This window comes from Streptomyces sp. 3-6 (genome assembly GCF_056323165.1).
Map to the genome: position 1 here is coordinate 502983 of NZ_JBWHZP010000001.1, position 21384 is coordinate 524366.

The window sequence follows — 21384 nt, forward strand, 5'->3', positions numbered from 1 at the left end:
GGTCACACCGCGGACGGGTCGCTGCGTCGGGCTCCGAGTGAGCGGTGTCTGACGTGTTCCAGGTGTCGGGCGAACACCTCGGGCGCGTCCGGGGTGAGCGTGCGCAGGGTGACCAGGGCGGTGAGGGCGACATCGCACACCTCGGAACGGACGTCGTCCCAGGTGTGCGTGGTGCCCTTGCGCGGGTTCTGACCGGTGACGCCGACGACCGCCTGGGCGACCTCTCCGACCTCCTCCGACAGCTTCAGGATGCGCAGCAGCAGCCCTTCCGTGCCGTCGACCGGACGTTCGGCGTCCAACCAGGCGCACAGGGCGTCGACGGACTCCCACAGGCCCTCGGGAGCGGGCGGGGGAGAAGCTGGGGGAGCAGTCGGGGGAGAAGACGGGGCATCACTGTCGCTCATGGGGCAAGCCTGACACGAGGCACTGACAGTGGCCTCGGACACCGGCTCACGGCCCCCACGGGACACCCGACACCTGTCACCGGTCAACGGACACCGGCCAATCAGGGCGCACGTGAACGCTGACTCGGGGCACGTCCGGCCACCGCTGACTCCGGAGAGGTGCAGCGGATGCCGGCTCAGGGTGCTGACCGGGAGGACCGACAGCGGATCTGGACGGGTCCGCCACGGGGGCACGGCGGAGCACTCGGTCGCCGGGCGGTCGGCCGGGTGGGGCTCGGGGGAAGCCGGTTCGGTGGGCTCGGTGGGCTCGTTGGGCGTTGGCCCGTCAGTTCTCGAACAGCGCTTCCTGTTCGCCCTCCTTGGCCTTGCGCAGACGACGGCCCCGTGCCCCGACGACCGCCACCGTGGCCGCCGTGGTCAGCGCGAACGCGGCCGGGAGCATCCAGCCCCGGTTGACGGTGTGGCCGAGTGCCTCGTCCACGGAGAGGCGGCCGGGGCCCGTCACGGCGAGGCCGGCGGCCATCAGGCCCAGGGTCGCCGCGTACTCGTAGCCGCCCGTCTGATTGAAGAAGCCGCTCGGCGTGTGCACGGCCGCCGCGCCCGCCATCGCCCCGGCCGCCGCCGCGCCCGCGGCCGGGGTCGCCAGGCCGAGGGCCAGCAGGGTGCCACCGCCGGTCTCGGCGAGGCCGGCGGCGGTCGCGCTCGCCTTGCCGGGCACGTAGCCGATGCTCTCCATGAACCGGCCGGTGCCCTCGATCCCGCCACCGCCGAACCAGCCGAACAGTTTCTGCGCGCCGTGCGCCGCCAGCACGCCGCCGGTGCCCAGGCGGAGCAGCAACAGCCCCAGATCGCGTCGGTCGTAACAGGTCACGTCGTCGTCTCCCGTCGTTTCCCGCGGCAGTGGATCGGCCCTCCGCCCGGTCCACCGTCCCACCCGCCGGGACGGCACGGCCCGCGGCGGACGCCGTTCGGGTGGTGCGGGTGGCGGGGTGCCCGGTTCGGGACCACGCTGACTGGCATGGCGATTCAGACCACGCGACTCAGCGACCCGGCCGTCCGCGCCTTCGTCACGGCCGTCAACAACCACGACCGCGAGGCCTTCTCGGCGGTGCTCGCGCCGGGCGCGACGATGGCCGACGACGGTTCCGAGCGGGACCTCGCCGACTGGACCGACCGGGAGATCTTCTCCTCCAACGGTCACATGGACGTCGAGAAGGAGGTCGACGGCGGGCGCGGCCTCGTCGTCAGCTACCGCAACGACACGTGGGGCGAGATGCGCACCCGCTGGAGCTTCACCGTCGACGACGACGGCCGCATCTCCCGCTTCGAGACCGGCCAGGCCTGACTCCGGCCACACGGCACCGCGACCGCCGTGCAGGACGGCAGCCGTTCCACGCACCGGTGCGCATCCGCGGTCCCGCGCGGATCCACCCCCCACCCGGTGACGTGGAGCGGCTGCCGTCTCCCCCCAGAAAATGGCCTGCGAAAGACTGCTGTGAAGGGCCCCCATGGAAGCCCCCTGCTCCACATGTGAAGCATTTGTGGAGGAGAGTTGAGCATAGATGTGCGGTCTGCCGCAATGGGGCGGACTCAATCAGTCCGTTTGTAGGCGTGACCGTCGCCGTGACCGTCGCCGCGATCGTCGCCGTGGTCGTCGGGTGGTGGTGCGTCGGTGCGCCGACCCGGCGAGGCCGGCGTCGACCAGGGGTCGGCCAGGGGTCGACCCGGCATCCACCGGGCGTGCGTTGCCCCGACGTTGACCCGGCATTTCCCCGGCCCGGCACGCCGCCGGCCCGGCATTCCATCGGCCCCGGCAATCCGCCGGCACGGCATTCCATCAGCCCGGCATCACCCCGGCGTTGTTGTGCAGCGCCGGGGTGTCGGTCCGGCGCCGTCCGGCGTAGGGCCGGCCTCTCCGACGCCGCGTCATGCCGATGCGACTCCGGACCGAAGCTGTGGCCTGGCCGTGGTGGTCCCTGTCCCGGCACTGGTCGCAGCCCGGCGGTCAGGCCGTTGGACGGCACGGACTGCCGGGCACCGGGCACGTGCTCGCGCCCCCGCCGTGGCCGCCGTCGAGCCTCTCCCGCCCGCTGCCGCGCCTGCTGTGACCGCCGTCGCGGCCGGCGCCGTGACCGTTGGGCCCGCCGTCGGGCAGAGTCCGTGTCCGCCGGGTCAGCGGGCCTCACCCGGGTAGTGCACCCCGATGCCGTCACGGATGGTGTCGAGTGTGCGCATGACGGCGAGTGTGCCGTCGAGCGGTACGAGCGGGGACTCCTTCTCGCCGGCCCGCAGGACGCGCATCACCTCGGTGGCCTCGTGCTGGAGGCTGTCGCGCGGTCCGTCCGCCGGGTCCCCCGCGAACTCCTCCGGGTCCCGCCCGGTGCGGTGCAGCACGAACCGCTCCGGGGAGAAGAAGCCGTTCGGGATGTCGATGCGACCCTCCGAGCCGGTGACCGATGCGGAGGTGGCCGTTCCGCCCACGATGGAGCAGTGCACCGAAGCGAGAGCGCCGCTCTCCCATGAGAGCAGTGCACCTGTCTGGAGATCGACGCCCTCTTCCGAGAGCGCTGCTCTCGCCGTGATCTCCGACGGCTCCCCGAGCAGCAGGTGCGCGAACGACACCGGGTACACGCCGAGATCCAGCAACGCGCCCCCGCCCAGTGCGGGATCCCGCAGCCGGTGCGAGGGTGGGAACGGCCCGGCGAGCCCGAAGTCCGCGTGCACGCTGCGGACCTCGCCGATCGCCCCGTCGTCGACCAGCGCCTTCAGGCGACGCACCACGGGGTGGCAGTACATCCACATCGCCTCCATCAGGAAGCGTCCGTGCTGCCGCGCCAGCGCGACCAGCTCCTCGGCCTCCCGGAGGTTGAGCGTGAACGGCTTCTCGCACAGCACGTTCCGCCCGGCCTCCAGGCACAGCCCGGCCGCCGCCCGGTGCGCGACGTGGGGGGTGGCGACGTAGACGACGTCCACGTCCTCGTCCCGCGCCAGCGACTCCCAGTCGCCGTACGCCCGGGGGATCCCGAACCGCTCGGCGAACGCCTTCGCCGACTCCTGCGACCGCGACGCCGCCGCCACGACCTTAGCGTTCGGCAGATCGACCAGATCCGCCGTGAACGTCGCGGCCATCCCGCCCGTCGCCAGGATGCCCCACCGCACGTTCTGCCCTGTCATCCGTCCACCCTCGTTCGTACCGCCTCGGCGTGGAAGCGCTCCCACAGCGTCGCCGTCGACGCCGAGCACTCCGTATGAGCTGAGAGCATAGGGAGCGGATGACGCTAAAAGGGAGGGGGTCGCATGCCCGAGGGTGGGGCGTCCGCAGCGAACTCGACGGGGGAGACCGCCGCCGGGGCGATACCCGGCACGACGGCCGGGGGCGTGCCGGGCACCGGGGCGAGCGCCGCGACCGGCCCGGCGGCCACGGACGAGGCGGCCCGGGACAAGGCGGCCACGGCCGAGGCGGAGCACAGGGCGACGCCGGGCAGTGCCCCGGCGACCGCGACCGCGACCGTGGACGGGACGACGGCGGCAGGCGAGGCGGCAGCAGGCAGCACCACTGCGGCAGGTGCGGCGGCAGCAGGCATTGCGACGGCGGCAGGCGCGGCGGCTGCGGACGGGACGACGGCCGACGATGCGGGGCCGGGCGATGCGGCGGACACCGCGACGCCCACGACGGAGAACCCCGTGCCACCCACGACGCAGAGCCCCGTGACGGCCACGAAGACCGACCTCGTCCCGGAACCGACCGCCCCCGCCCCGGAATCGGCCGTCCCCACCACCCCGGACACGGTCGCCCGCGTCCCGGATGCGACCACCGCCGCCCGGGACGCGGCAACCTCCGTGCCCGCCGCCACCTCGGCGGCGTCCGCTCCCGCTCCGGCTCCCGCTCCTGTCTCCGCGACCGCCGCCACCCGCGCTCCCGACCCCCGCGCCGCCGAGGCCCATGCCGACGACCCCCGAGCCGCCGCGCTGGTCGGGCCGGCGGGGCGGGCGAGGCTGCTGGTGACGTTCATCCTGGGCAGCCTGACCGCCACCGCCCCGCTGGCGATGGACATGTACCTCCCCGCGCTGCCCGAGGTCACCCGGTCCCTGGACGCTCCCGCCTCCACCGTGCAGTTGACCCTCACCGCGTGCCTGGCGGGCATGGCGCTGGGGCAGTTGCTGGTCGGGCCGTTGAGCGACCGGCTGGGACGCCGGCGCCCGCTGTTGGTCGGGCTGGTGGCCTATGTCGTGGCCACCGCGGTGTGCGCGTTCGCGCCGACGGTGGAACTCCTCATCGCCTTCCGGCTGGTCCAGGGCCTCGCGGGGGCGGCCGGCATCGTCATCGCGCGGGCGGTGGTCCGCGATCTGTTCGACGGCGTGGCCGTGGCCCGCTTCTTCTCCACCCTGATGCTGATCTCCGGGGTCGCGCCGGTCGTCGCCCCGCTGATCGGCGGGCAGGTGCTGCGGGTGACGGACTGGCGCGGGGTGTTCGTGGTCCTCGCCGTGGTGGGTGCCGTGCTGACGGCGGTGGTCTGGGCGAAGCTGCCGGAGACGCTGGCACCCGCCCAACGGCACACCGGCGGCGTCCGGGAGACGTTCGGGGCGATGCGCCGCCTGCTCGCGGACCGCCCCTTCACCGGCTACCTCCTCGCCGGAGGCTTCGCGTTCGCGGCCCTGTTCGCCTACATCTCGGCCTCCCCGTTCGTCGTGCAGGAGATCCACGGCGCCTCCCCGCAGACGTTCAGCCTGCTGTTCGGGGTGAACTCGCTGGGGCTGGTGATCGTCGGGCAGATCAACGGCAAGGTGCTGGTGGGCCGGGTGAGCCTCGACAAGGTGCTGGGCCTCGGCCTCACCGTCGTGATCCTCGCGGCGACCGCGCTGCTGCTGATGTCGCTCGGCGTGTTCGGCGAGGTCGGCCTCGGGCCGGTGGCCGTCGCCCTGTTCGTCCTGATGTCCGCGATGGGCATCACCCTGCCCAACACCCAGGCCCTCGCCCTGATGCGCACCCGGTACGCCGCCGGGTCCGCGTCCGCGCTGCTCGGCACGGCCTCCTTCCTCATCGGCGCCGTCGCCTCGCCCCTGGTCGGGATCGCCGGCGAGGACACCGCCGTTCCCATGGCGGTCGTCCAACTGGGCGCCGCGCTGGTGGCGCTGGCCTGCTTCGTGACACTGTGCCGCCCGGGACGGGGGCGCGGACGCGGACGCGCCCTCACGGACACCGACGGAACCGGCAGCCCCGACGGACCCGACGGACCCGACGGAACCGGCGGCCCCGGCGGGGTGGGCGGCACGGACGGGACGGGTACCCTCCGCACGGGCGAGGGGCACGGACGCGGACAGGGGCACGAGCACGGACGCGGAAGCGGACCCGAGCACGAGCACCAAAACGAGCACGGACGCGGTCACGGGCACGGGCCGAGGCAGGAACAGAGGGTGGGGGAGGAGCACTGAGCGCACCGAGACTGCGCCACGGCACGGCGGAGCGGGCCGGGCTCGATCCCGGGCAACTGCGGCACATGGTCCGGGAGATCCACGAGGCGACCACCGGCGAACGTCCCTGGGCGGCGGGCGCCGTCGTGTTCGCGGGCCGGGGCCCGGTGCTCGTCGTCCGGGAGGCCGCGGGCTGGGCCGTGCGGTACGCGGCCTACGACGAGGAGACCGGCACCGGCGTCGAACTGCCCCCGGCCGAACGCGTCCCGATGACCGTGGACACCCCGTTCGACCTCGCGTCCCTCACCAAGCTGTTCACCTCCGTGGCCGCCGTGCAGCAGATCGAGCGCGGCACCCTGGGCATCGACGCCCGCGTCGGCGCCTACCTCCCGGACTTCACGGCCGCCGCCCGGCACGGCCTCACCGTCCGCCACCTGCTCACCCACACCTCGGGGCTGCGTCCCGAACTCCCGCTGTACGCCTGCGCGGACGACGCGGAACGGCTGGCGCTCCTCCGGGCGGAGGAACCCGTCGGCCCGCCCGGCACGTACGGCTACTCCGACCTGAACATGCTGCTGCTCCAGCACCTCCTGGAACGCCTCACCGGCCGCACGCTCGACGTCCTCGTCCACGACGGCATCACGCGCCCCCTGGGCATGACGGCCACGGACTTCGGTCCCTGCCCCGGCGCGGCGGCCACCGAGGACCAGCGGCGGCCGTGGGCGAAGGCGGACCGGGGGCTCGTGCGGGGCGAGGTGCACGACGAGAACGCCTGGGCGCTCGGCGGGGTCGCGGGGCACGCCGGGCTGTTCTCCACCGGTCACGACCTGGCCGTGTTCTGCCGGGCCCTGCTGGCGGGCGGCTCCCACGGTCCCGCGCGCATCCTCGGCCCCGACTTCGTGGACCTGCTGTTCACCCCGCCGGGCCTGGGGTTCGCCCTGGACCAGCGGTGGTTCATGGGCGACCTCGCGGGCCGGGGCGCGGCGGGCCACACCGGCTTCACCGGGACGTCCCTCGTCCTGGACCGCGCGACGGACACCTTCCTGGTCCTGTTGGCCAACACCGTCCACCCGCGCCGCCGGCCCACCCCGGACAACGGCCCCCGGGTCCGTGCGGCCACCCGCCTGGCGCGGGCGGTGCGGGGGCGGTAGCGGGGCCGGCGGGGAGTGCGCGGTCGGTGGCGAGGGTGACGGGACCGGGGGAGTGCGGGGCGGGGCTCGAGGTGGGGCCGCCGGGTCGCGCGCGGGACGGGAGGGTGGGATGCGGAGCCCTCACCGTCCGGCCGGCGCCGCCGCATAGACTCGCCGGGTGAACGCCCCCGCCCCTGTGACCCCCGCCGACACCCTGCGCTCCGCCCTGGCCGGACTGCTGGACGGGCTGCCTCCCCGGCAGGCCGCGCAGGCCGTCGAGCGGCTGATCGCCACCTACCGGGGCGCGACCCCCACCGGCGCCCCCATCCTGCGGGACCGGGCCGATGTGGCGGCCTACGCCGCGTACCGGATGCCCGCGACGTTCGAGGCCGTGCGGTCGGCGCTGGAGGCGTTCGCGGACACCGTGCCCGACTGGGAGCCGGGCGACCACGTGGACGTCGGCGGCGGCACCGGCGCGGCGGCCTGGGCGGTGAACGCCACCTGGGGCGGGCGGCGGCCGGTGACCGTCCTGGACTGGGCCGAGCCCGCCCTCGCCGTCGGACGGGAGCTCGCCGAGACGCATCCCGCGCTCAGGGACGTCCGATGGCAGCGCTCGCGTATCGGATCGGCGCTCACACTCGAGAGCACTGATCTCGTCACCGTCTCCTACGTCCTCAACGAACTGACCGAGGCCGACCGTGCGGCCCTCGTGGACGCCGCCGCCGACGCAGCCCGCACCGTGGTGATCGTCGAGCCCGGCACCCCCGACGGCTACGCCCGGGTGATCGAGGCCCGGGACAGGCTGGTCTCGGCCGGACTCCGGGTCGCCGCCCCCTGCCCGCACAGCGACGCCTGCCCCATCGTGCCCGGCATGGACTGGTGCCACTTCTCGGCGCGGGTGAGCCGCTCCTCACTGCACCGCCAGGTCAAGGGCGGTTCCCTCGCCTACGAGGACGAGAAGTTCAGCTACGTCGCCGCGACCCGGCTGCCGGCCGCCCCGGCCGCCGCCCGGGTCGTGCGCAAACCGCAGATCCGCAAGGGCCAGGTCCTCCTCGACCTGTGCGAGACGCCCCCGTCGCTGCGCCGCGCCACCGTGACCAAGCGCCACGGCGACCAGTACCGGGCGGCCCGGGACACCGACTGGGGCGACCCCTGGCCGCCCGGCTCCCCGGGCACGCCGTGATCCCCGCTCCGCCCGCGCCGTGACTCGGGCCGGTGCCGCGCCCAGGGGTTCCCCCTTTGTCCGCTCCCGGGGCCGTCCGGCGGCGTGAGGCCGGGCAGGCAGGTGACCTGCGGGAGCGCGGGTTGGACGCGGCTGACCCGGGCGACCGAAGGACCGCCCTCCGCCCGCACCGCGTCACCGACTCACCGCGTCGGCGACTCACCGCGTCGGCGACTCACTGCGTCCGCGACTCACTGCGTCCGCGTCGTACGATCACCGGATCACTGATTCGCGTCGCACGGTCACCGGATCGCCGCGTCGCAGGGGCACCCGGATCGCTTCCGCCCCCGCCCCCGATCCGGCCCCCGCGCCCCGCCCCCGCGTCGCGCCTCACTCCTCCGTTCGTTGCGCGCCGGGCTCTCCGCCGCTGCTCTCCGGTGGGCTCTGGCCGTTCACGGTGTCCCGCCGGTCCGGTGCCACCCGCTGCCCCTGACGTTGCTCCTGCAGCTTGCGCAGGAGTTCGCGCTTCTGGGCCTGCGGGTCCAGTCCACCGCCGATGCGGTCGCCGTTCCCGGCGCCGCGCAGGGCCTTGCGTCCCAGGTGGCGGCGGGTTCCTCCGACGCCCAGCATGTTTCCTCCGCCTCGGCTCACGGGGTTCTCCCTTCGCTCGCTTCACTCGCGCTTCGTTGTCGGCAGCCGACGGTCGACGGCCGCCCATGGCACTCTGCTTCGACGACGAGACGTATCGTCTCGCTCGACCTGGTGACCACTGTCCGCGAGACGCTGCGTCTTGTCAACCTGTTAGATTCGCTGCATGTCCCCGAACCAGACACCGCCTCCCGCTCAGCGGCCCGCCCAGACACCGCGTACCGCCCCCGACTCCGCCCGCCGCAGCCAGCGCTCCCGGCGGGCCATCTACGACGCCGCCCTGGCCCTGGTCGTCGAGGTCGGCTACCCCCGCACCACGATCGAGGGCATCGCCGCCCGCGCCGGCGTCGGGAAGCAGACGATCTACCGGTGGTGGCCCTCCAAGGCGGACGTGCTCCTGGAAGCCTTCCTGGACCTCGCCGAACAGGCCGCCCAGGCTGCCGCTGCCGAGGGGCAGGAACCGCAGGGCATCCCGGACACCGGGGATCTCGCCGCCGACCTCAAGCTGGTCCTGCGCGCCACCGTCGACGAACTGCGCGACCCCACCTTCGAGGCGCCGTCCCGGGCCCTGGCCGCCGAAGGGGTGGTGAACGAGGAGCTGGGGCGCCGGTTCGTCTCCCAGCTGCTCGAACCGCAGCTCCAGCTCTACGTGGAGCGGCTGCGCTCCGCTCAGGAGACCGGAGAGGTCCGGGCGGACATCGACCCGCGTATCGCCCTCGAACTCTTCGTCGCCCCGCTGGCCCAGCGCTGGCTCCAGTACAGCGGCCCGATCAGCCACGAGTACACCGACACCCTCGTCGACTACGCCCTCCACGGCCTCGCCCCGCGCTGACTCCCGCCCAGGATCCGCGCCCAGGAGCCGCGCCCGACCCCGACCTTGCCCCCGTCCCGGCGCCGAACCTCCATGGGGCCCCGCCCCCACTTCCCGCCCCCGCCCCCGCCGCCCAGGGCGAGGGCCGACCGGCCGCCCCCGGCGCACCCGGGGGCGCAGTCCGGCCGGCGGATGCGCCCGCGCATGAGGACGGCCGGGCGGGGGCGGGAGCGGCCGGGTGTGGCGGGAAACGGTCGGGCACGCTCCGGCGCACTCCGGAGCGTGCCGGTCCGGTACGGGACCCCTCGTCCCACCTGCGCAGATTGTGGGCTCCGGCCCCCCGATGCGCCGGAAGGTGCGACCATAGGGCATGCTGTGGAAACAGGACGGCGAGGCGAGGGGATAGATGAGCGCGGAGTTCGGCGGTCGGACCGGCCGGCAGGGCAAACTCTCCCAGTGGCTGCGCGGACGCCGCCCGAAGCCGGCCGCGGACGAAGGCGGCCGGGAGGCGCTGCTGCTCGCCGCAGCCGGCGCGGGACTGCCCCTCGCGCCCGCCGCCCACCCGGCCGGATACCGCTGTTCCTGCGACCGTGTCGGCTGTCCCACCCCGGCCCGGCATCCCGTGTCCTTCGCCTGGCAGACGCAGTCCACGACGGACCGAGCCCAGATCGAACGCTGGGCCCGCCATCAGCCCCAGGCCAACTTCATCACCGCGACCGGCATGGTGCACGACGTCCTCGACGTGCCCCTGGATGCCGGTCGCGAGGCGTTGGAGCGGCTGCTCGCCGCCGGCGTCGAGGTCGGTCCCGTGGCCGAGAGCGACGACGGGCGCATGCTGTTCTTCACCCTCACCCGCGGCACCCCCGAGGACGAGGACGAGTGGTGGCCGTGCGAGCTGGACTGCCACCCCGAGACCATGGACGAGCATCCCGGTCTGCGCTGGCACTGCCGTGGTTCCTACGTCCTGGTCCCGCCCGCCCGGCTTCCCGGGGACGACGGCCGGTCCGTGCACTGGGTCCGTGGTCCGGAGCATCCGTTGCCGGAGCCGCTGAGCCTGCTGGAGACGCTCACGGACGCCTGCGCCCGCCATGTCGGCGAGCAGCCCGACCAGGTCAACTCCGCCTGGCCCCTACGCCGCTGAACCGATTCCGCCCGGCCCGAGTATCGCTGGACCAGCAACTCCGCCCGGTCGCCGCGCCGCGGAGCCCGCCCCGCCCGCCCCCTGCGCCCCCGAGCCACACCGCGGCGCACCCCGGTCCGCCAGTCGGCCCCAACCGGTGACAGCGCCCAGCAGGACGCCCCGGGGCCACCGCACCGCACTGCATCGCACCGCACCACATCGCACCGGGGCGCGCGGCACCCGTCCCGGACCACGCACCCCCAGCCGGCCCGAGGAGCACGACCCCCACCCGGCGAGGCCCCCCGTCCACCCCCGCTGACGACGACGCCGATGCCACCCCGACGCTTCCGCCACCCGACGCCCCCGCCACCCCCGGCGTCCCCGTCACCCCCGCGGCGCCCCCGCCCCCACTCCCGGCGACTCCCCCTACTCCCCCTTGCCCGACGTCAGGCCCTGCGTCCGCCCGAGGATGCGCACCGCGTCCGACGCGGCGCCCGAAGCCGGGGTCAGGGCGGCCCCGTTGGAGAGGAACTCCATCGTCAGGGACTGCCCGATGTCACCGGTGGTCAGGGCCAGCACGTCCTTGTTCGGCGTCGGGACGGTCGTCCCGGCCGCGGCCGTCTGCTTCTCGAAGTGCCGTGTGGTGAAGAAGACCAGCGCCCCGCCGTCGCGGGTGCGCAGGGCCAGCGGCGCGTAGTCGCCGTTGGTCACGGACTCGTCGATGTACTGCGTGGCCAGCCCCGGACGGGCCGACTGCTTGGAGCGCACGGCGCGCCACCCGCTGGTGTGCGGGCCCTTCTCGAAGGCGTCCCCGCCGTCCTTCAGGTAGGTGGCGTAGGTCCGGCCCAACTCGCCGGGAGGCACGGCCAGATCGGTGGAGTTGGCGGGGACGGGTTCGGCCCAGCCGTCGGCGTCGGTCTTGAACTCGGGTACGGCGTCCGGGGGAACGAGGGTGAGGTAGGCGGCCTCCCAGGTGTCGTCCACGCCGTCCCGGGTGAACACCAGCAGCCAGCGGTTCTGTCCGCCCTTGTTGCCGGCCGCGTCGGCGACGAACCAGCGGGGCCAGCCGGCCTTCTTGGGGATGGTGAACCTGGCGTCGGACAGTTCCAGCGGGGTGTGCCGGGGGTTGCCCTCCGGGCTGTTGGCCCGCTTGGCCTTCAGCCGTGCCGCGTCGATGTCGGCCAGCGCGCCGGTGGTGAACTCGGCGTCCAGGGAGGCGTCGTACGCCTTGTCGGCCGCGTTGTAGGCGGCGGTGAAGTCCTGGAGCGCCTTCGCGGCCTCGTCCGCCGTGGTGGCGGGGCGCACCTCCCGCTCGCCGTGCACGACGACGCAGCCGCTCGCCGTCAGCGACAGCACGGTCACCGAGGCCGCCAGCAGCGCGCTCCGGTTCCGTCCGCGGAGCCTTCGAAGGCCGAGATCCCTGCTCATCCGGTTCCTTCACCTTCCCCTTCCCGGAGGCGAACCCTACCGGGGTGACGGGTGCCGCGGACGCAGGGGAGCGGGGACAGCGGCCACACCGTGACATCCCGCCCGGGAGGGTGTAAGGGAGCCGGGGCGGGCCGCCCTCACCCGCCGACTCCGCTCCCCGTCCCCATCCCCGTCGCCGTCTCCGCCCCTGTCCCCGCCGGGGCTCACCCCTCCCGCGCCGGGAGGACCAGCAGGGCCCCGGTGCGCGGGTGCGGGAAGACCTCGACGGGCTGGTCGTACACCTCCGACAACAGCCGCTCGGAGAAGACCTTCGCCGGCGGGCCGTCCGCCGCGACCCGGCCGCCGCGCAGCACCGCCACCCGGTGGGCGTAGGCCGCGGCCAGCCCGAGGTCGTGCAGGACGACGACCACCGCGTCGCCCGACCGGGCCCGCTCCCGGCACAGCCGCAGCACCAGCTCCTGGTGCCGGATGTCGAGGGCGGCGGTCGGCTCGTCCAGCAGCAGCACGGGGGTGTGCTGGGCGAGCACCCGGGCCAGCGCGACCCGGGCGCGTTCGCCGCCGCTGAGGGCGGAGAACGGGCGGGCGGCGAAGGGGGTCACCTCGGTGGCGGCCATCGCCGCGGCCACGGCCGCGTCGTCCTCGCCGGGGGTGGAACCGGTCCAGGGGGCGCGGCCCATGCGCACCACCTCCTCGACCGTGAACGGGAAGGAGAGCGAGGCGGACTGGGGCAGCACGGCCCGGCGGAGGGCGAGTTCGGGCGCCGACCAGCCGGAGGCGGGACGGCCGTGGATCCGCACCGTCCCGGCCGTCGGGGCCAGGTCGGCGGCGAGAGCGCTCAACAGGGTGGACTTGCCCGCCCCGTTGGGGCCGACGAGGGCGAGCACCTCGCCGGCCCGCGCGGTGACGTCGACGCCGTCGAGCACGTCCCGGCCGCCGAGCCGGACGGTGACCCGCTCGGCCTCGACGAGGACGTCGCCGGGCTCCGCGGCCGGCGGCGGGGCGGGACGGTGACGCAGCCGGATCATGCCCAGCCTCCCTGCTTGCGACGGGTGCGGCGCAGCAGCCAGAAGAAGAACGGGCTGCCGATCAGCGCGGTGAGGACCCCGAGCGGCAGCTCGGCGGGTTCGGCGACGGTACGGGCCGTCAGGTCGGCCGCCAGCAGCACCAGCGCGCCGAGCAGCGCGCTGCCGGGCAGCAGGAACCGGTGGCCCGGTCCGGCCGCCATCCGCAGCAGGTGCGGGACGACCAGGCCGACGAAGCCGATGATGCCGGAGACGCTCACCGCCGCCGCCGTCAGCAGCGCGATGATCAGCACCAGCACGACCCGCAGCCGCTCCACGTCCACGCCCAGGTGCCGGGCGGGCCGTTCGCCCAGCGACAGCAGGTCCAGGCGGCGCGCGTAGAGGGGGGCGACGACGAGGCCGAGGGCCGCGCACGGCAGCACGGCGAGCACCTTCGGCCAGGTCGCCTGGGACAGCGAGCCGAGCTGCCAGAACGTGATCTGGTTGACGGCCGCGGTGTCCGCGAAGAACAGGAACAGGCCGATGAGCGCGCCCGCGAAGGCGTTGACGGCGATGCCGGTGAGGATCAGGGTCACCACCTCCGTCCGGCCGTTCGCGCGCGACATCACGTACACCAGCAGGACGGTGACCAGGCCGGCGAAGAACGCGAGCACCGACACCGTCCAGTTGCCGAAGAAGTCCAGCCCCAGCGCGATGGCGGCGACCGCGCCGACGGCGGCGCCGGAGGACACCCCGATGACGCCCGGTTCGGCGAGCGGGTTGCCGAACACGCCCTGCATCAGGGCGCCGGCGCAGCCCAGCGAGGCGCCGACGAGCAGGGCGAGCACGATGCGCGGGAAGCGGACGTTCCACAGCACGGACTCGGCGACCCGGTCCAGTTCGGTGCCGCCCAGGCCCATGCGGTGCTGCACCGAGGCGAGGACGTCACCGACGGGTACCGGATAGGCGCCCGTGCCGGCGGTGACCGGTATCAGGACCAACAGGGCGACGACCAGCCCGACGGTCAACAGCCAGGCAGTCGTGCGGCGTTGCCGGGACGGGGCCTCGGGGCCGGACGCGGCGGCCGGCTTCGGCGCGGTCTTCTCCAGGACGCTCACGCGGCACCGCCGCCGGCGTAGAGCTGCTCCACGACCGAGGTGAGCACCTGGTCGGTGCGCGGCCCGTAGTTGAGCAGGATGCCGTCCTCCACGGAGACGATGCGCCGGTCCATCCCGGCCGGGGTCTGCGCGACGCCCGGGATCTCGACCAGGCCGTCCACGCCGCCGACGGATTCCAGGCCCTTGGCCATCACGAGGATCGCGTCGGGGGCCGCCTTGACCAGGGCCTCGCTGGTGATGGCGGTGAAGTCCTTGGTCAGGCCGGACGCGGCGCCCGCGTCGACGGCGCCGGCCGCCTCGATCAGCGAGGTGGCGCCGGATCCCTTGCCTCCGATGAGGTAGACCGAGGCGGAGCCGCGCAGGTAGAGGAACGCGACGCGGGGGCGCGGCCGTTCGTCCGGGACGCTGTCGGTGACGGCGTCGATGCGCTGTTCGGTGCGGCGGGTGAGTTCGCGTCCGGCGTCCGGGACGCCGAGCGCCTTCGCGACGGCCGCGATCCGCGGGCCCACGTCGTCGAGGGCGGCGGCCGGGTCGACGACCAGGACGGGGATGCCGGCCGCGCGGATCTGGTCCATGGCCTCGGCGGGGCCGCTGGTGGTCTCGGCGAGCACCAGGTCGGGGCGCAGGGACAGCACGCTCTCCGCCGACACGTCGTGTCCCCGGGTGACCACGGGCAGCTTCTCCGCCTGGGCGAAGGTGGCGGTGACGTCGCGGGCGACGACCCGGTCGCCGAGGCCGAGGGTGAAGACGATCTCGCTGAGGCTGCCCGAGAGCGGCACCAGGCGCTCCGCCTTGTCCACCGTCACCTTCCGCCCGTCGGCGGACCGGACGGTGACGGGGAGGTCGGGCGCGGGGGTCTTCGCGAGCGGTTCCACGCGGTCGGCGGCCGGGCTCGCGGAGCCGCCGGTCCGCTCGGGCGCGGACGCCCCGGAAGGGCCGCCGCAGGCGGTCGAGGTGAGGGTGAGGGCGAGCACGGACAGCAGTGCTCCCGCCAGTCGGGTGCGCAAGCGTCGCACGGTTCCGTCCGTTCCTTTCGTCCACTGCTGATGCTGTTCGGTCGCAGCTTAGGTTAGCCTTACCTTCGCTCGCTACCGGTCGTCGCCTCCGGAGGACCCGTCATGCCCACCCGTCTACGTGCTCTCGTCACCGTGTTGTGCGCGGTCGTCCTGGGAGCCCTCCTGCCGGCCGCCACCGCGCACGCCGAGAACCGCGCCGTGCAGGGCGGACGCCTGGACTGGGGCATCAAGTCGTCCTTCCAGCGCTACGTCACCGGCCCCGTCGCCAAGGGCGGCTTCTCCCTGGCCGGCGGCGCCGCCACCATCGGCGGCAGCGGCTTCCGCTTCCACTCGGCCAACGGCACCTACGACGGGGACACCGGCACCTTCCGCGCGGCCTTCTCCGGCGGGGTGCGCTTCGTGGGCCACCGCTCGGCCGACGGCTCGCACCAGCTCGACCTCACCCTCAGCCGTCCCACCGTGAGCATCTCCGGGTCCTCCGGCACGCTCCACGTGGACGTCGTCAGCAAGGCGAGGGGCACCGGGGCGGTCACGACGTCCCGTCAGGTGCCCTTCGCCTCCCTCTCCCTGGGCGGCATCGACATGAAGGGCGGCGGCAACTCCGTCGTCCTGAACAACCTCCCCGCCACCCTCACCGCCCAGGGAGCCCGGTCCTTCGCCGGCTACTACACGGCCGGCACCGCCCTGGACCCGGTCAGCCTCGCGGCCGACGTCCGCCCCGCCGCCCAGCAGCCGTCCGCCGCGCCGGAGTCCGAGTCGCCCCGGCCGAAGAAGGACAAGAAGAAGCCGGACACCGGAGGGAAGCTGACCGACGGCGCCGTCGACTGGGGCGTGCGCCGCACCTTCCGCGAGTACGTCACCGGTGACATCGCCCGCGGCACGTGGACCCTGTCCGCCGGCGCCCTCGACGGCGGCGCCCTCTACCGCTTCCCCGGCGGCTCCGGGACCTTCCGCGACGGTGACCTGACCGCCGCCTTCGACGGCACCGTCCGCTTCACCGGCGACGACGGCCTCGACCTCGCGCTCAGCGGCGTCCGCGTCACCGTCGAGGACGGCCGCGGCACCCTCCACGCCGACGTCAGGAGCCCGGAGTACACGGAGAAGAAGGTCCCGCTGGTCACCTTCGCCGCCAAGGACCTCAAGCCCCGCAAGGGCCTGGTCACGGTGACCGAGGCGCCCGCGAAGCTCACCGCCGAGGGCGCCGAGGTCCTCGGCGGGATGTACCCGAAGGGCACCGCGATGGACCCGGTGTCCGTGGCCGTCGCCCTCACCGACGACGCCGAACTCCCCGCCCTGCCCGACCTGGGCAGCACCGCCCCCTCGCCGTCCCCGTCCCCGTCCACGTCGGACGGTGCCTCCACCGAGCCCGTGGCCGCCGAGGCCCGGGACGACGCGGACGGCCTCCCCGTTCCTCCTCTCACCCTCGCCGCGGGATCCCTGCTGGCGCTGGCCGCGGTGGCCGCGGTCACCGTCCGCAGGCGCCGCGCCCGCCCGGCCGCGGACACCCCGCAGGCCGACTGACACCCGACTCGTTCCACCGCATCCCGAGGAGACACCCGACCATGTCCGCCAGACGCCGCCGTTCCACCGCCCTCGCCGCCGCCGTGGCGACGGCCGCCGCCCTCGGCGCCACCGCCCTGATCGGCGCACCCGCCGCCTCCGCGGCCGAAGTCCCGCTCACCGATTACGAGTTGACCTGGGGCATCAAGGAGTCCTACCGCACCTACGTCACCGGCATGGCGAAGGGCACGTTCACGCCCTCCGGTGGCGCCGTCCAGGCCGACGGCAACGGCGCCTTCACCTTCGGGGACGGCACCGGCAGCTACGACTCCACCGACCACACGGTCTCCCTCGGCTTCCAGGGCAGCCTGCGGATCGCCTCCGCGGCGCACCGCTTCGACCTCACCCTGTCCGACCTCAAGTTCGACAGCCGGGACGCCGAGATCACCGCGGACGTCACCCGCGACGGCACGACCACCGACGACGTCCCGCTCGCCAAGGTCACCGTGACCCGCGGCATGAAGGACATGGCGACCGAGCTGACGAAGGAGGCCGGCGAGGTCCTCGGCAGCGCGAGCTACGAGGGCGCGGCGGGCGACCCGCTGACGGTGCTGCAGAAGACCAAGCCGTCCCCCGCGCCCGACCCGGAGCCGTCGGACAAGCCGAGCGACAAGCCCTCCGACAAGCCCAGCGACAAGCCGTCGGACAAGCCGGGCGACAAGCCCTCCGACAAGCCCTCGGACAAGCCGGGCGACAAGCCGAGCGACAAGCCGTCCGACAAGCCCACGACCCCCGGTGAGCCGGCCGCGCCCGCCACCCGGGGCCGGATAGCCGACGGCACCCTCGGCTGGGGCGTGAAGGACTCCTTCCGCGCCTACGTGGTGGGCCCGGTGGCCAAGGGCAAGGTCACCGTCTCGGCAGGTGCGAAGCAGGCCGCGGGCAACGGCGCCTTCACCTTCCCGGACGCCTCCGGGACGTACGACACCGAGGCGGGCAGCCTCCAGGCCGCCTTCAAGGGCGCCGTGAACTTCAAGGGCCACGAGTCCGGCGGCAGCCACTCCCTGGACCTCACCCTGACCGACCTCAGGGCCAGCCTGAAGGGCGGCACCGGCACGCTCTCCGCCGACGTCACCAGCCTCGGCAAGACGTCCCAGGACGTGGTGCTGGCCGAACTGAAGGCCAAGTCGCCCCGGCTGACCGCCAAGAGCGACGTCATCACGGTCAACGACATCGCGGCGACCCTCACCAAGGCCGGCGCCACCGCCTTCGGCGACTTCTACACCGCCGGCACCGCGCTCGACCCGGTCGACCTGTCCGTCGCGCTGAAGGACGGCGCGGCCCTGCCCGGCGGCAGCGGCTCGGGCGGCGGCACCGGCGGCTCCGGCGACGGCGCCGGCGCGGGCTCCGCGGGCGGTGCCGGCCCCAGCGGCTCCACGACCGGCGGCCTGGGCGCCACCACGGGCGGTCTGTCCGGCGGCCTCGCCAACACCGGCGCCGAGGTCCCGGCCGCCGCCCTGGGCACGGCTGCCGCGGTGGCCGTCGCGGCGGGCGCGGGCGTGGTCCTGGCGGTGCGCAGGCGCCGCACCGCGGCCGAGTAGCCGCGGCCACGACGAAGGGGTGCCCCGGTACGGTCCCGGGGCACCCCTTCCGCCGTCGCGTCACGGTGCCCGCGCCGGCGCCGTACTCCCGCGCTGCCGCGACCCGGCCCTCCCGCTCCCGAGCGCCCGCGGGGAGCGGGGCGGTCCGGCCGACCGGGGGGAGGTCCGGGGGCGGCCGGTGCTTGAATGCCTCGCGTGACTGACTACGACGTGCTGCGTGTCTTCTGCGGGCCCCGTGGCGAGTACGGCGACGAGGTCGGCGTCGTGCGCAACGGAGCGGTGCTGGCGGAGGACGGGGAGCGGCAGGCGCTCGCCGCGAAACTCGGCTTCGGCCGGACCGTGTTCGTCGACGACCCCGAGCGCGGGGTGATCGACATCCGCACACCGGCCGGGCGCCCGTCCTTCGCGGGCACGCCCTGCGTCGGCGCCGCCTGGCTGCTCGACGTCCCCGAACTCTCCACGGACGCCGGGGTGATGGGCGCGCGGCAGGACGGGGAGTTCTGCTGGATCGAGGCGCGGGCCGAGTGGGCGCCGCCGTACACCCTGCGCCGGTACGGGTCTCCCGCCGAGGTGGACGGGCTGGCGGTGCCGTCGCTCGGGGCGGACGAACCGCCGCTGTACGCCTGGGCCTGGGAGGACGAGCCGGGCGGCCGGGTCCGGGCCCGTGCCTTCGCCCACGGCGACGAGGGACCGGACGCCGGCCGGGGCGGGGACACCGGGAGCGCCGGGGCCGCGGGGACCACCGGCGAGGCGGGGGAAGCCCGGAGGGCACCGGCCACCGTGGAGGAGGAGGCGACGGGCGCCGCGGCGATGCTGCTCACGGAGCGGCTGGGGCGGGCCCTGAACATCACCCAGGGGACCGGGTCCCAGCTCCTGACCGCGCCGCAGCCGCACGGCTGGACGGAGCTCGGCGGACGGGTCCTGCTGGAGCGCTGACCCGCCGGGAGGCGACCGGTCGGGGCACAGGGCCGCGTCCGTACGGGTGGAACGGTGTGTGTGGGCGGCGGTGAACGGGGATCTCTGGGCGTGATCACTCACCCTCCCGAGAGGAACCCCATGCGCATCCGATCCGCCCTGGCCGTGGCCGTCCTGGCCGCCGCGCTGACCACCGGTGGCGTGGCCACGGCGCACGCGTCCGACCACCGCTCCGGCGACGACCACGCCACGTGCAGCCCGTACTTCGGTGAGATCGAGACGGACACCGCCGAGCTCGAGTGGGGCGGCGCGAACTGCCACGGCTTCTTCTGAGCCGCTCCCGGACGGGCCCCCGCGCACCGCTGGTGCGCGGGGGCCCGTCGGCGTTCCGGCCGCGTGCCACCGCGGCCCGCGCGGGCTACGCAGACAGCGGGAACTCCTCGCCCAGGGCCCGGAACACGTCCGTGTTCAGGGCGAAGGCGCGCTTGCACTCGGTGACGATGCGCTGCTTCTCCAGGTCGTCCACCGGCACGGCGTCCAGCAGCTCGCGGTAGGACCGCTTGAAGGCGGCCGGGTTGCCGATCTCCTCGAAGACGTAGAACCGGACGCCGTCGCCCTTCTTGGCGAAGCCCCAGGTCTTCTCGGCCTTGTCGCGGATGATCTGGCCCCCGGAGAGGTCGCCCAGGTAACGGGTGTAGTGGTGGGCGACGTAGCCCGCCGGCCAGTCCCGCACGCAGTCGGCGACCCGCTCCGCGTACGCCAGGGTGGCGGGCAGGGCGGTGAGACCGGAACGCCAGTCGGGGCCGCGCAGGTGCGCCAGGTCCCGCTCCAGCGACGGCAGTCGCATCAGTTCCGGGCGGATGAAGGGTCCGGCCACCGGGTCCGACGCGAGCCCGGGGGCGCCGGACTCCAGGGCCTCGTAGACGAACCAGAGCTGTTCGGTGTAGCGCGCGTACGCGTCCACGCCCAGGCGGCCGCCCAGCAGGTCGCTCATGAACGTGGAGGTCTCCGCCTCCACGTGCTGTTCGTGCGACGCGGTGCGGATCAGGGTCGAGAAGGAGTCCATGAGTCCCGATCTTCTATGGTTAGGCTTACCTAAGTCAATACCTTGCCGACAGGTTGTCGGCATCTGCCGCCGACCACCTCCTACCCACCCCGGCCACGAAAGAAGCCCGCCCTCCGAAGAGGGCGGGCTCACGGGTCCGCAGTGGGTGCTCGGCGGGTCCGCGGCGGGTCCGCAGCGCTTCCGCGGCGGGTCCGGGACTACGGCAGCGTCAGGATGTCCGCGCCGGTGGCGGTCACCACCAGGGTGTGCTCGAACTGGGCGGTGCGCTTGCGGTCGCGGGTGACGACCGTCCACCCGTCGTCCCACAGGTCGTACTCGTGCGTCCCCAGCGTCAGCATCGGCTCGATGGTGAACGTCATCCCCGGCTGCATGACCGTGGTCGCCTGCGGACTGTCGTAGTGCGGGACGATCAGCCCCGAGTGGAACGAGGTGTTGATGCCGTGCCCGGTGAAGTCCCGCACCACGCCGTAGCCGAAGCGCTTGGCGTAGGACTCGATCACCCGGCCGATGATGTTGATCTGCCGGCCCGGCTTGACCGCCTTGATGGCCCGGTTCAGCGCCTCCCGGGTGCGCTCCACCAGCAGCCGGCTCTCCTCGTCGACGTCGCCCACCAGGTACGTGGCGTTGTTGTCGCCGTGCACCCCGCCGATGTACGCGGTCACGTCGAGGTTGACGATGTCGCCGTCGCGCAGCACCGTCGAGTCGGGGATGCCGTGGCAGATCACCTCGTTGACCGACGTGCACAGCGACTTCGGAAAGCCGCGGTAGCCCAGCGTGGACGGGTAGGCGCCGTGGTCGCACAGGAACTCGTGCGCCACCCGGTCCAGCTCGTCCGTGGTCACCCCGGGCGCGATGTGCCGGGCCGCCTCCGCCATGGCCTGCGCGGCGATCCGCCCGGCGGTCCGCATCGCCTCGATCGTCTCGGGCGTCTGCACCTCCGGCCCGGTGTACGGCGTCGGGGCGGGCTTGCCGACGTACTCGGGACGACGGATGTTTCCGGGTACGGAACGGGTGGGGGACAGCTCCCCTGGGACGAGCAGCGACTGGCCAGACAT

General features: G+C 74.3%; 21 protein-coding genes. 10 read left to right on the plus strand and 11 right to left on the minus strand.

The features are described from left to right. Positions 1–2: 2 nt before the first annotated feature. Both AC02VZ_RS02050 and AC02VZ_RS02055 read right to left on the minus strand, forming a co-directional pair. The gene (locus AC02VZ_RS02050; RefSeq protein ID WP_476474354.1) at positions 3–404 is read right to left on the minus strand and encodes a MazG-like family protein; all 402 of its coding nucleotides are present in this window, start codon (positions 402–404) and stop codon (positions 3–5) included. A gap of 325 nt (positions 405–729) precedes the next feature. Further along, entirely contained in the window at positions 730–1275 is a 546-nt protein-coding gene (locus AC02VZ_RS02055; protein WP_432055847.1) for a DoxX family protein, read from the minus strand. 147 nt (positions 1276–1422) lie between these two features. Here AC02VZ_RS02055 and AC02VZ_RS02060 point away from each other — a divergent pair, with 147 nt between their 5' ends. Then, positions 1423–1749, plus strand: a complete 327-nt coding sequence (locus AC02VZ_RS02060) for a nuclear transport factor 2 family protein (RefSeq protein WP_432055846.1) — start codon at positions 1423–1425, stop codon at positions 1747–1749. 827 nt (positions 1750–2576) lie between these two features. Here AC02VZ_RS02060 and AC02VZ_RS02065 read toward each other — a convergent pair. Then, entirely contained in the window at positions 2577–3578 is a 1002-nt protein-coding gene (locus AC02VZ_RS02065; RefSeq protein ID WP_476474355.1) for a Gfo/Idh/MocA family protein, read from the minus strand. A 104-nt stretch (positions 3579–3682) separates the two neighbouring features. After that, entirely contained in the window at positions 3683–3961 is a 279-nt protein-coding gene (locus tag AC02VZ_RS02070) for a hypothetical protein (RefSeq protein ID WP_476474356.1), read from the minus strand. Positions 3962–4373: 412 nt separating this feature from the next. Here AC02VZ_RS02070 and AC02VZ_RS02075 point away from each other — a divergent pair, with 412 nt between their 5' ends. From AC02VZ_RS02075 to AC02VZ_RS02085, 3 genes are all read left to right on the plus strand, one after another. Then, complete coding sequence (locus tag AC02VZ_RS02075; protein ID WP_476474536.1) at positions 4374–5837, plus strand: multidrug effflux MFS transporter; 1464 nt, start codon at positions 4374–4376, stop codon at positions 5835–5837. Between the two features lie 65 nt (positions 5838–5902). Further along, positions 5903–6967 (plus strand): serine hydrolase domain-containing protein, encoded by a 1065-nt coding sequence (locus AC02VZ_RS02080; RefSeq protein WP_432055844.1) that lies wholly within the window; start codon positions 5903–5905, stop codon positions 6965–6967. 157 nt (positions 6968–7124) lie between these two features. Then, positions 7125–8129 carry a small ribosomal subunit Rsm22 family protein gene (locus AC02VZ_RS02085; protein WP_476474357.1) on the plus strand — a complete coding sequence of 335 codons (1005 nt, stop codon included), beginning with the start codon at positions 7125–7127 and terminating at the stop codon, positions 8127–8129. 369 nt (positions 8130–8498) lie between these two features. Here AC02VZ_RS02085 and AC02VZ_RS02090 read toward each other — a convergent pair whose 3' ends face one another. After that, positions 8499–8759, minus strand: a complete 261-nt coding sequence (locus tag AC02VZ_RS02090) for a DUF6243 family protein (protein WP_476474358.1) — start codon at positions 8757–8759, stop codon at positions 8499–8501. Positions 8760–8922: 163 nt separating this feature from the next. Between AC02VZ_RS02090 and AC02VZ_RS02095 the strand changes: the two genes are divergently transcribed. Then, positions 8923–9588, plus strand: coding sequence for a TetR/AcrR family transcriptional regulator (locus AC02VZ_RS02095; RefSeq protein WP_432055841.1), 666 nt, complete (start codon positions 8923–8925; stop codon positions 9586–9588). 385 nt (positions 9589–9973) lie between these two features. Continuing rightward, on the plus strand, positions 9974–10708 hold the full coding sequence (locus AC02VZ_RS02100; RefSeq protein WP_432055840.1) for a bifunctional DNA primase/polymerase: 735 nt from the start codon (positions 9974–9976) through the stop codon (positions 10706–10708). A gap of 405 nt (positions 10709–11113) precedes the next feature. On the opposite strand, the gene AC02VZ_RS02105 is transcribed toward AC02VZ_RS02100, so the two are convergent. The 4 genes from AC02VZ_RS02105 to AC02VZ_RS02120 form a co-directional block, all read right to left on the minus strand. After that, positions 11114–12115 carry an SCO2278 family lipoprotein gene (locus AC02VZ_RS02105; protein ID WP_432055839.1) on the minus strand — a complete coding sequence of 334 codons (1002 nt, stop codon included), beginning with the start codon at positions 12113–12115 and terminating at the stop codon, positions 11114–11116. 203 nt (positions 12116–12318) lie between these two features. Continuing rightward, the gene (locus AC02VZ_RS02110; RefSeq protein WP_476474359.1) at positions 12319–13140 is read right to left on the minus strand and encodes a heme ABC transporter ATP-binding protein; all 822 of its coding nucleotides are present in this window, start codon (positions 13138–13140) and stop codon (positions 12319–12321) included. Then, a complete protein-coding gene (locus tag AC02VZ_RS02115) occupies positions 13137–14234 on the minus strand; it encodes a FecCD family ABC transporter permease (RefSeq protein ID WP_476474360.1) in 1098 nt (365 codons plus the stop codon). The genes AC02VZ_RS02110 and AC02VZ_RS02115 overlap by 4 nt, the downstream gene beginning before the upstream one ends. Beyond that, entirely contained in the window at positions 14231–15250 is a 1020-nt protein-coding gene (locus tag AC02VZ_RS02120; RefSeq protein ID WP_476474361.1) for a heme/hemin ABC transporter substrate-binding protein, read from the minus strand. Before AC02VZ_RS02120 ends, AC02VZ_RS02115 begins: the two co-directional genes overlap by 4 nt. A gap of 102 nt (positions 15251–15352) precedes the next feature. On the opposite strand from AC02VZ_RS02120, the gene AC02VZ_RS02125 reads away from it, so the two are divergent. From AC02VZ_RS02125 to AC02VZ_RS02140, 4 genes are all read left to right on the plus strand, one after another. Beyond that, the gene (locus AC02VZ_RS02125; protein WP_476474362.1) at positions 15353–16771 is read left to right on the plus strand and encodes an HtaA domain-containing protein; all 1419 of its coding nucleotides are present in this window, start codon (positions 15353–15355) and stop codon (positions 16769–16771) included. A gap of 41 nt (positions 16772–16812) precedes the next feature. Next, complete coding sequence (locus tag AC02VZ_RS02130) at positions 16813–18348, plus strand: HtaA domain-containing protein (RefSeq protein ID WP_476474363.1); 1536 nt, start codon at positions 16813–16815, stop codon at positions 18346–18348. A gap of 195 nt (positions 18349–18543) precedes the next feature. Beyond that, a complete protein-coding gene (locus AC02VZ_RS02135; protein ID WP_432055833.1) occupies positions 18544–19284 on the plus strand; it encodes a PhzF family phenazine biosynthesis protein in 741 nt (246 codons plus the stop codon). 120 nt (positions 19285–19404) lie between these two features. Beyond that, positions 19405–19596 (plus strand): hypothetical protein, encoded by a 192-nt coding sequence (locus AC02VZ_RS02140; RefSeq protein ID WP_432055832.1) that lies wholly within the window; start codon positions 19405–19407, stop codon positions 19594–19596. Positions 19597–19681: 85 nt separating this feature from the next. Here AC02VZ_RS02140 and AC02VZ_RS02145 read toward each other — a convergent pair whose 3' ends face one another. Then, the gene (locus tag AC02VZ_RS02145) at positions 19682–20329 is read right to left on the minus strand and encodes a biliverdin-producing heme oxygenase (protein ID WP_476474364.1); all 648 of its coding nucleotides are present in this window, start codon (positions 20327–20329) and stop codon (positions 19682–19684) included. Positions 20330–20526: 197 nt separating this feature from the next. After that, positions 20527–21384 (minus strand): type I methionyl aminopeptidase, encoded by an 858-nt coding sequence (gene map / locus AC02VZ_RS02150; RefSeq protein WP_432055830.1) that lies wholly within the window; start codon positions 21382–21384, stop codon positions 20527–20529.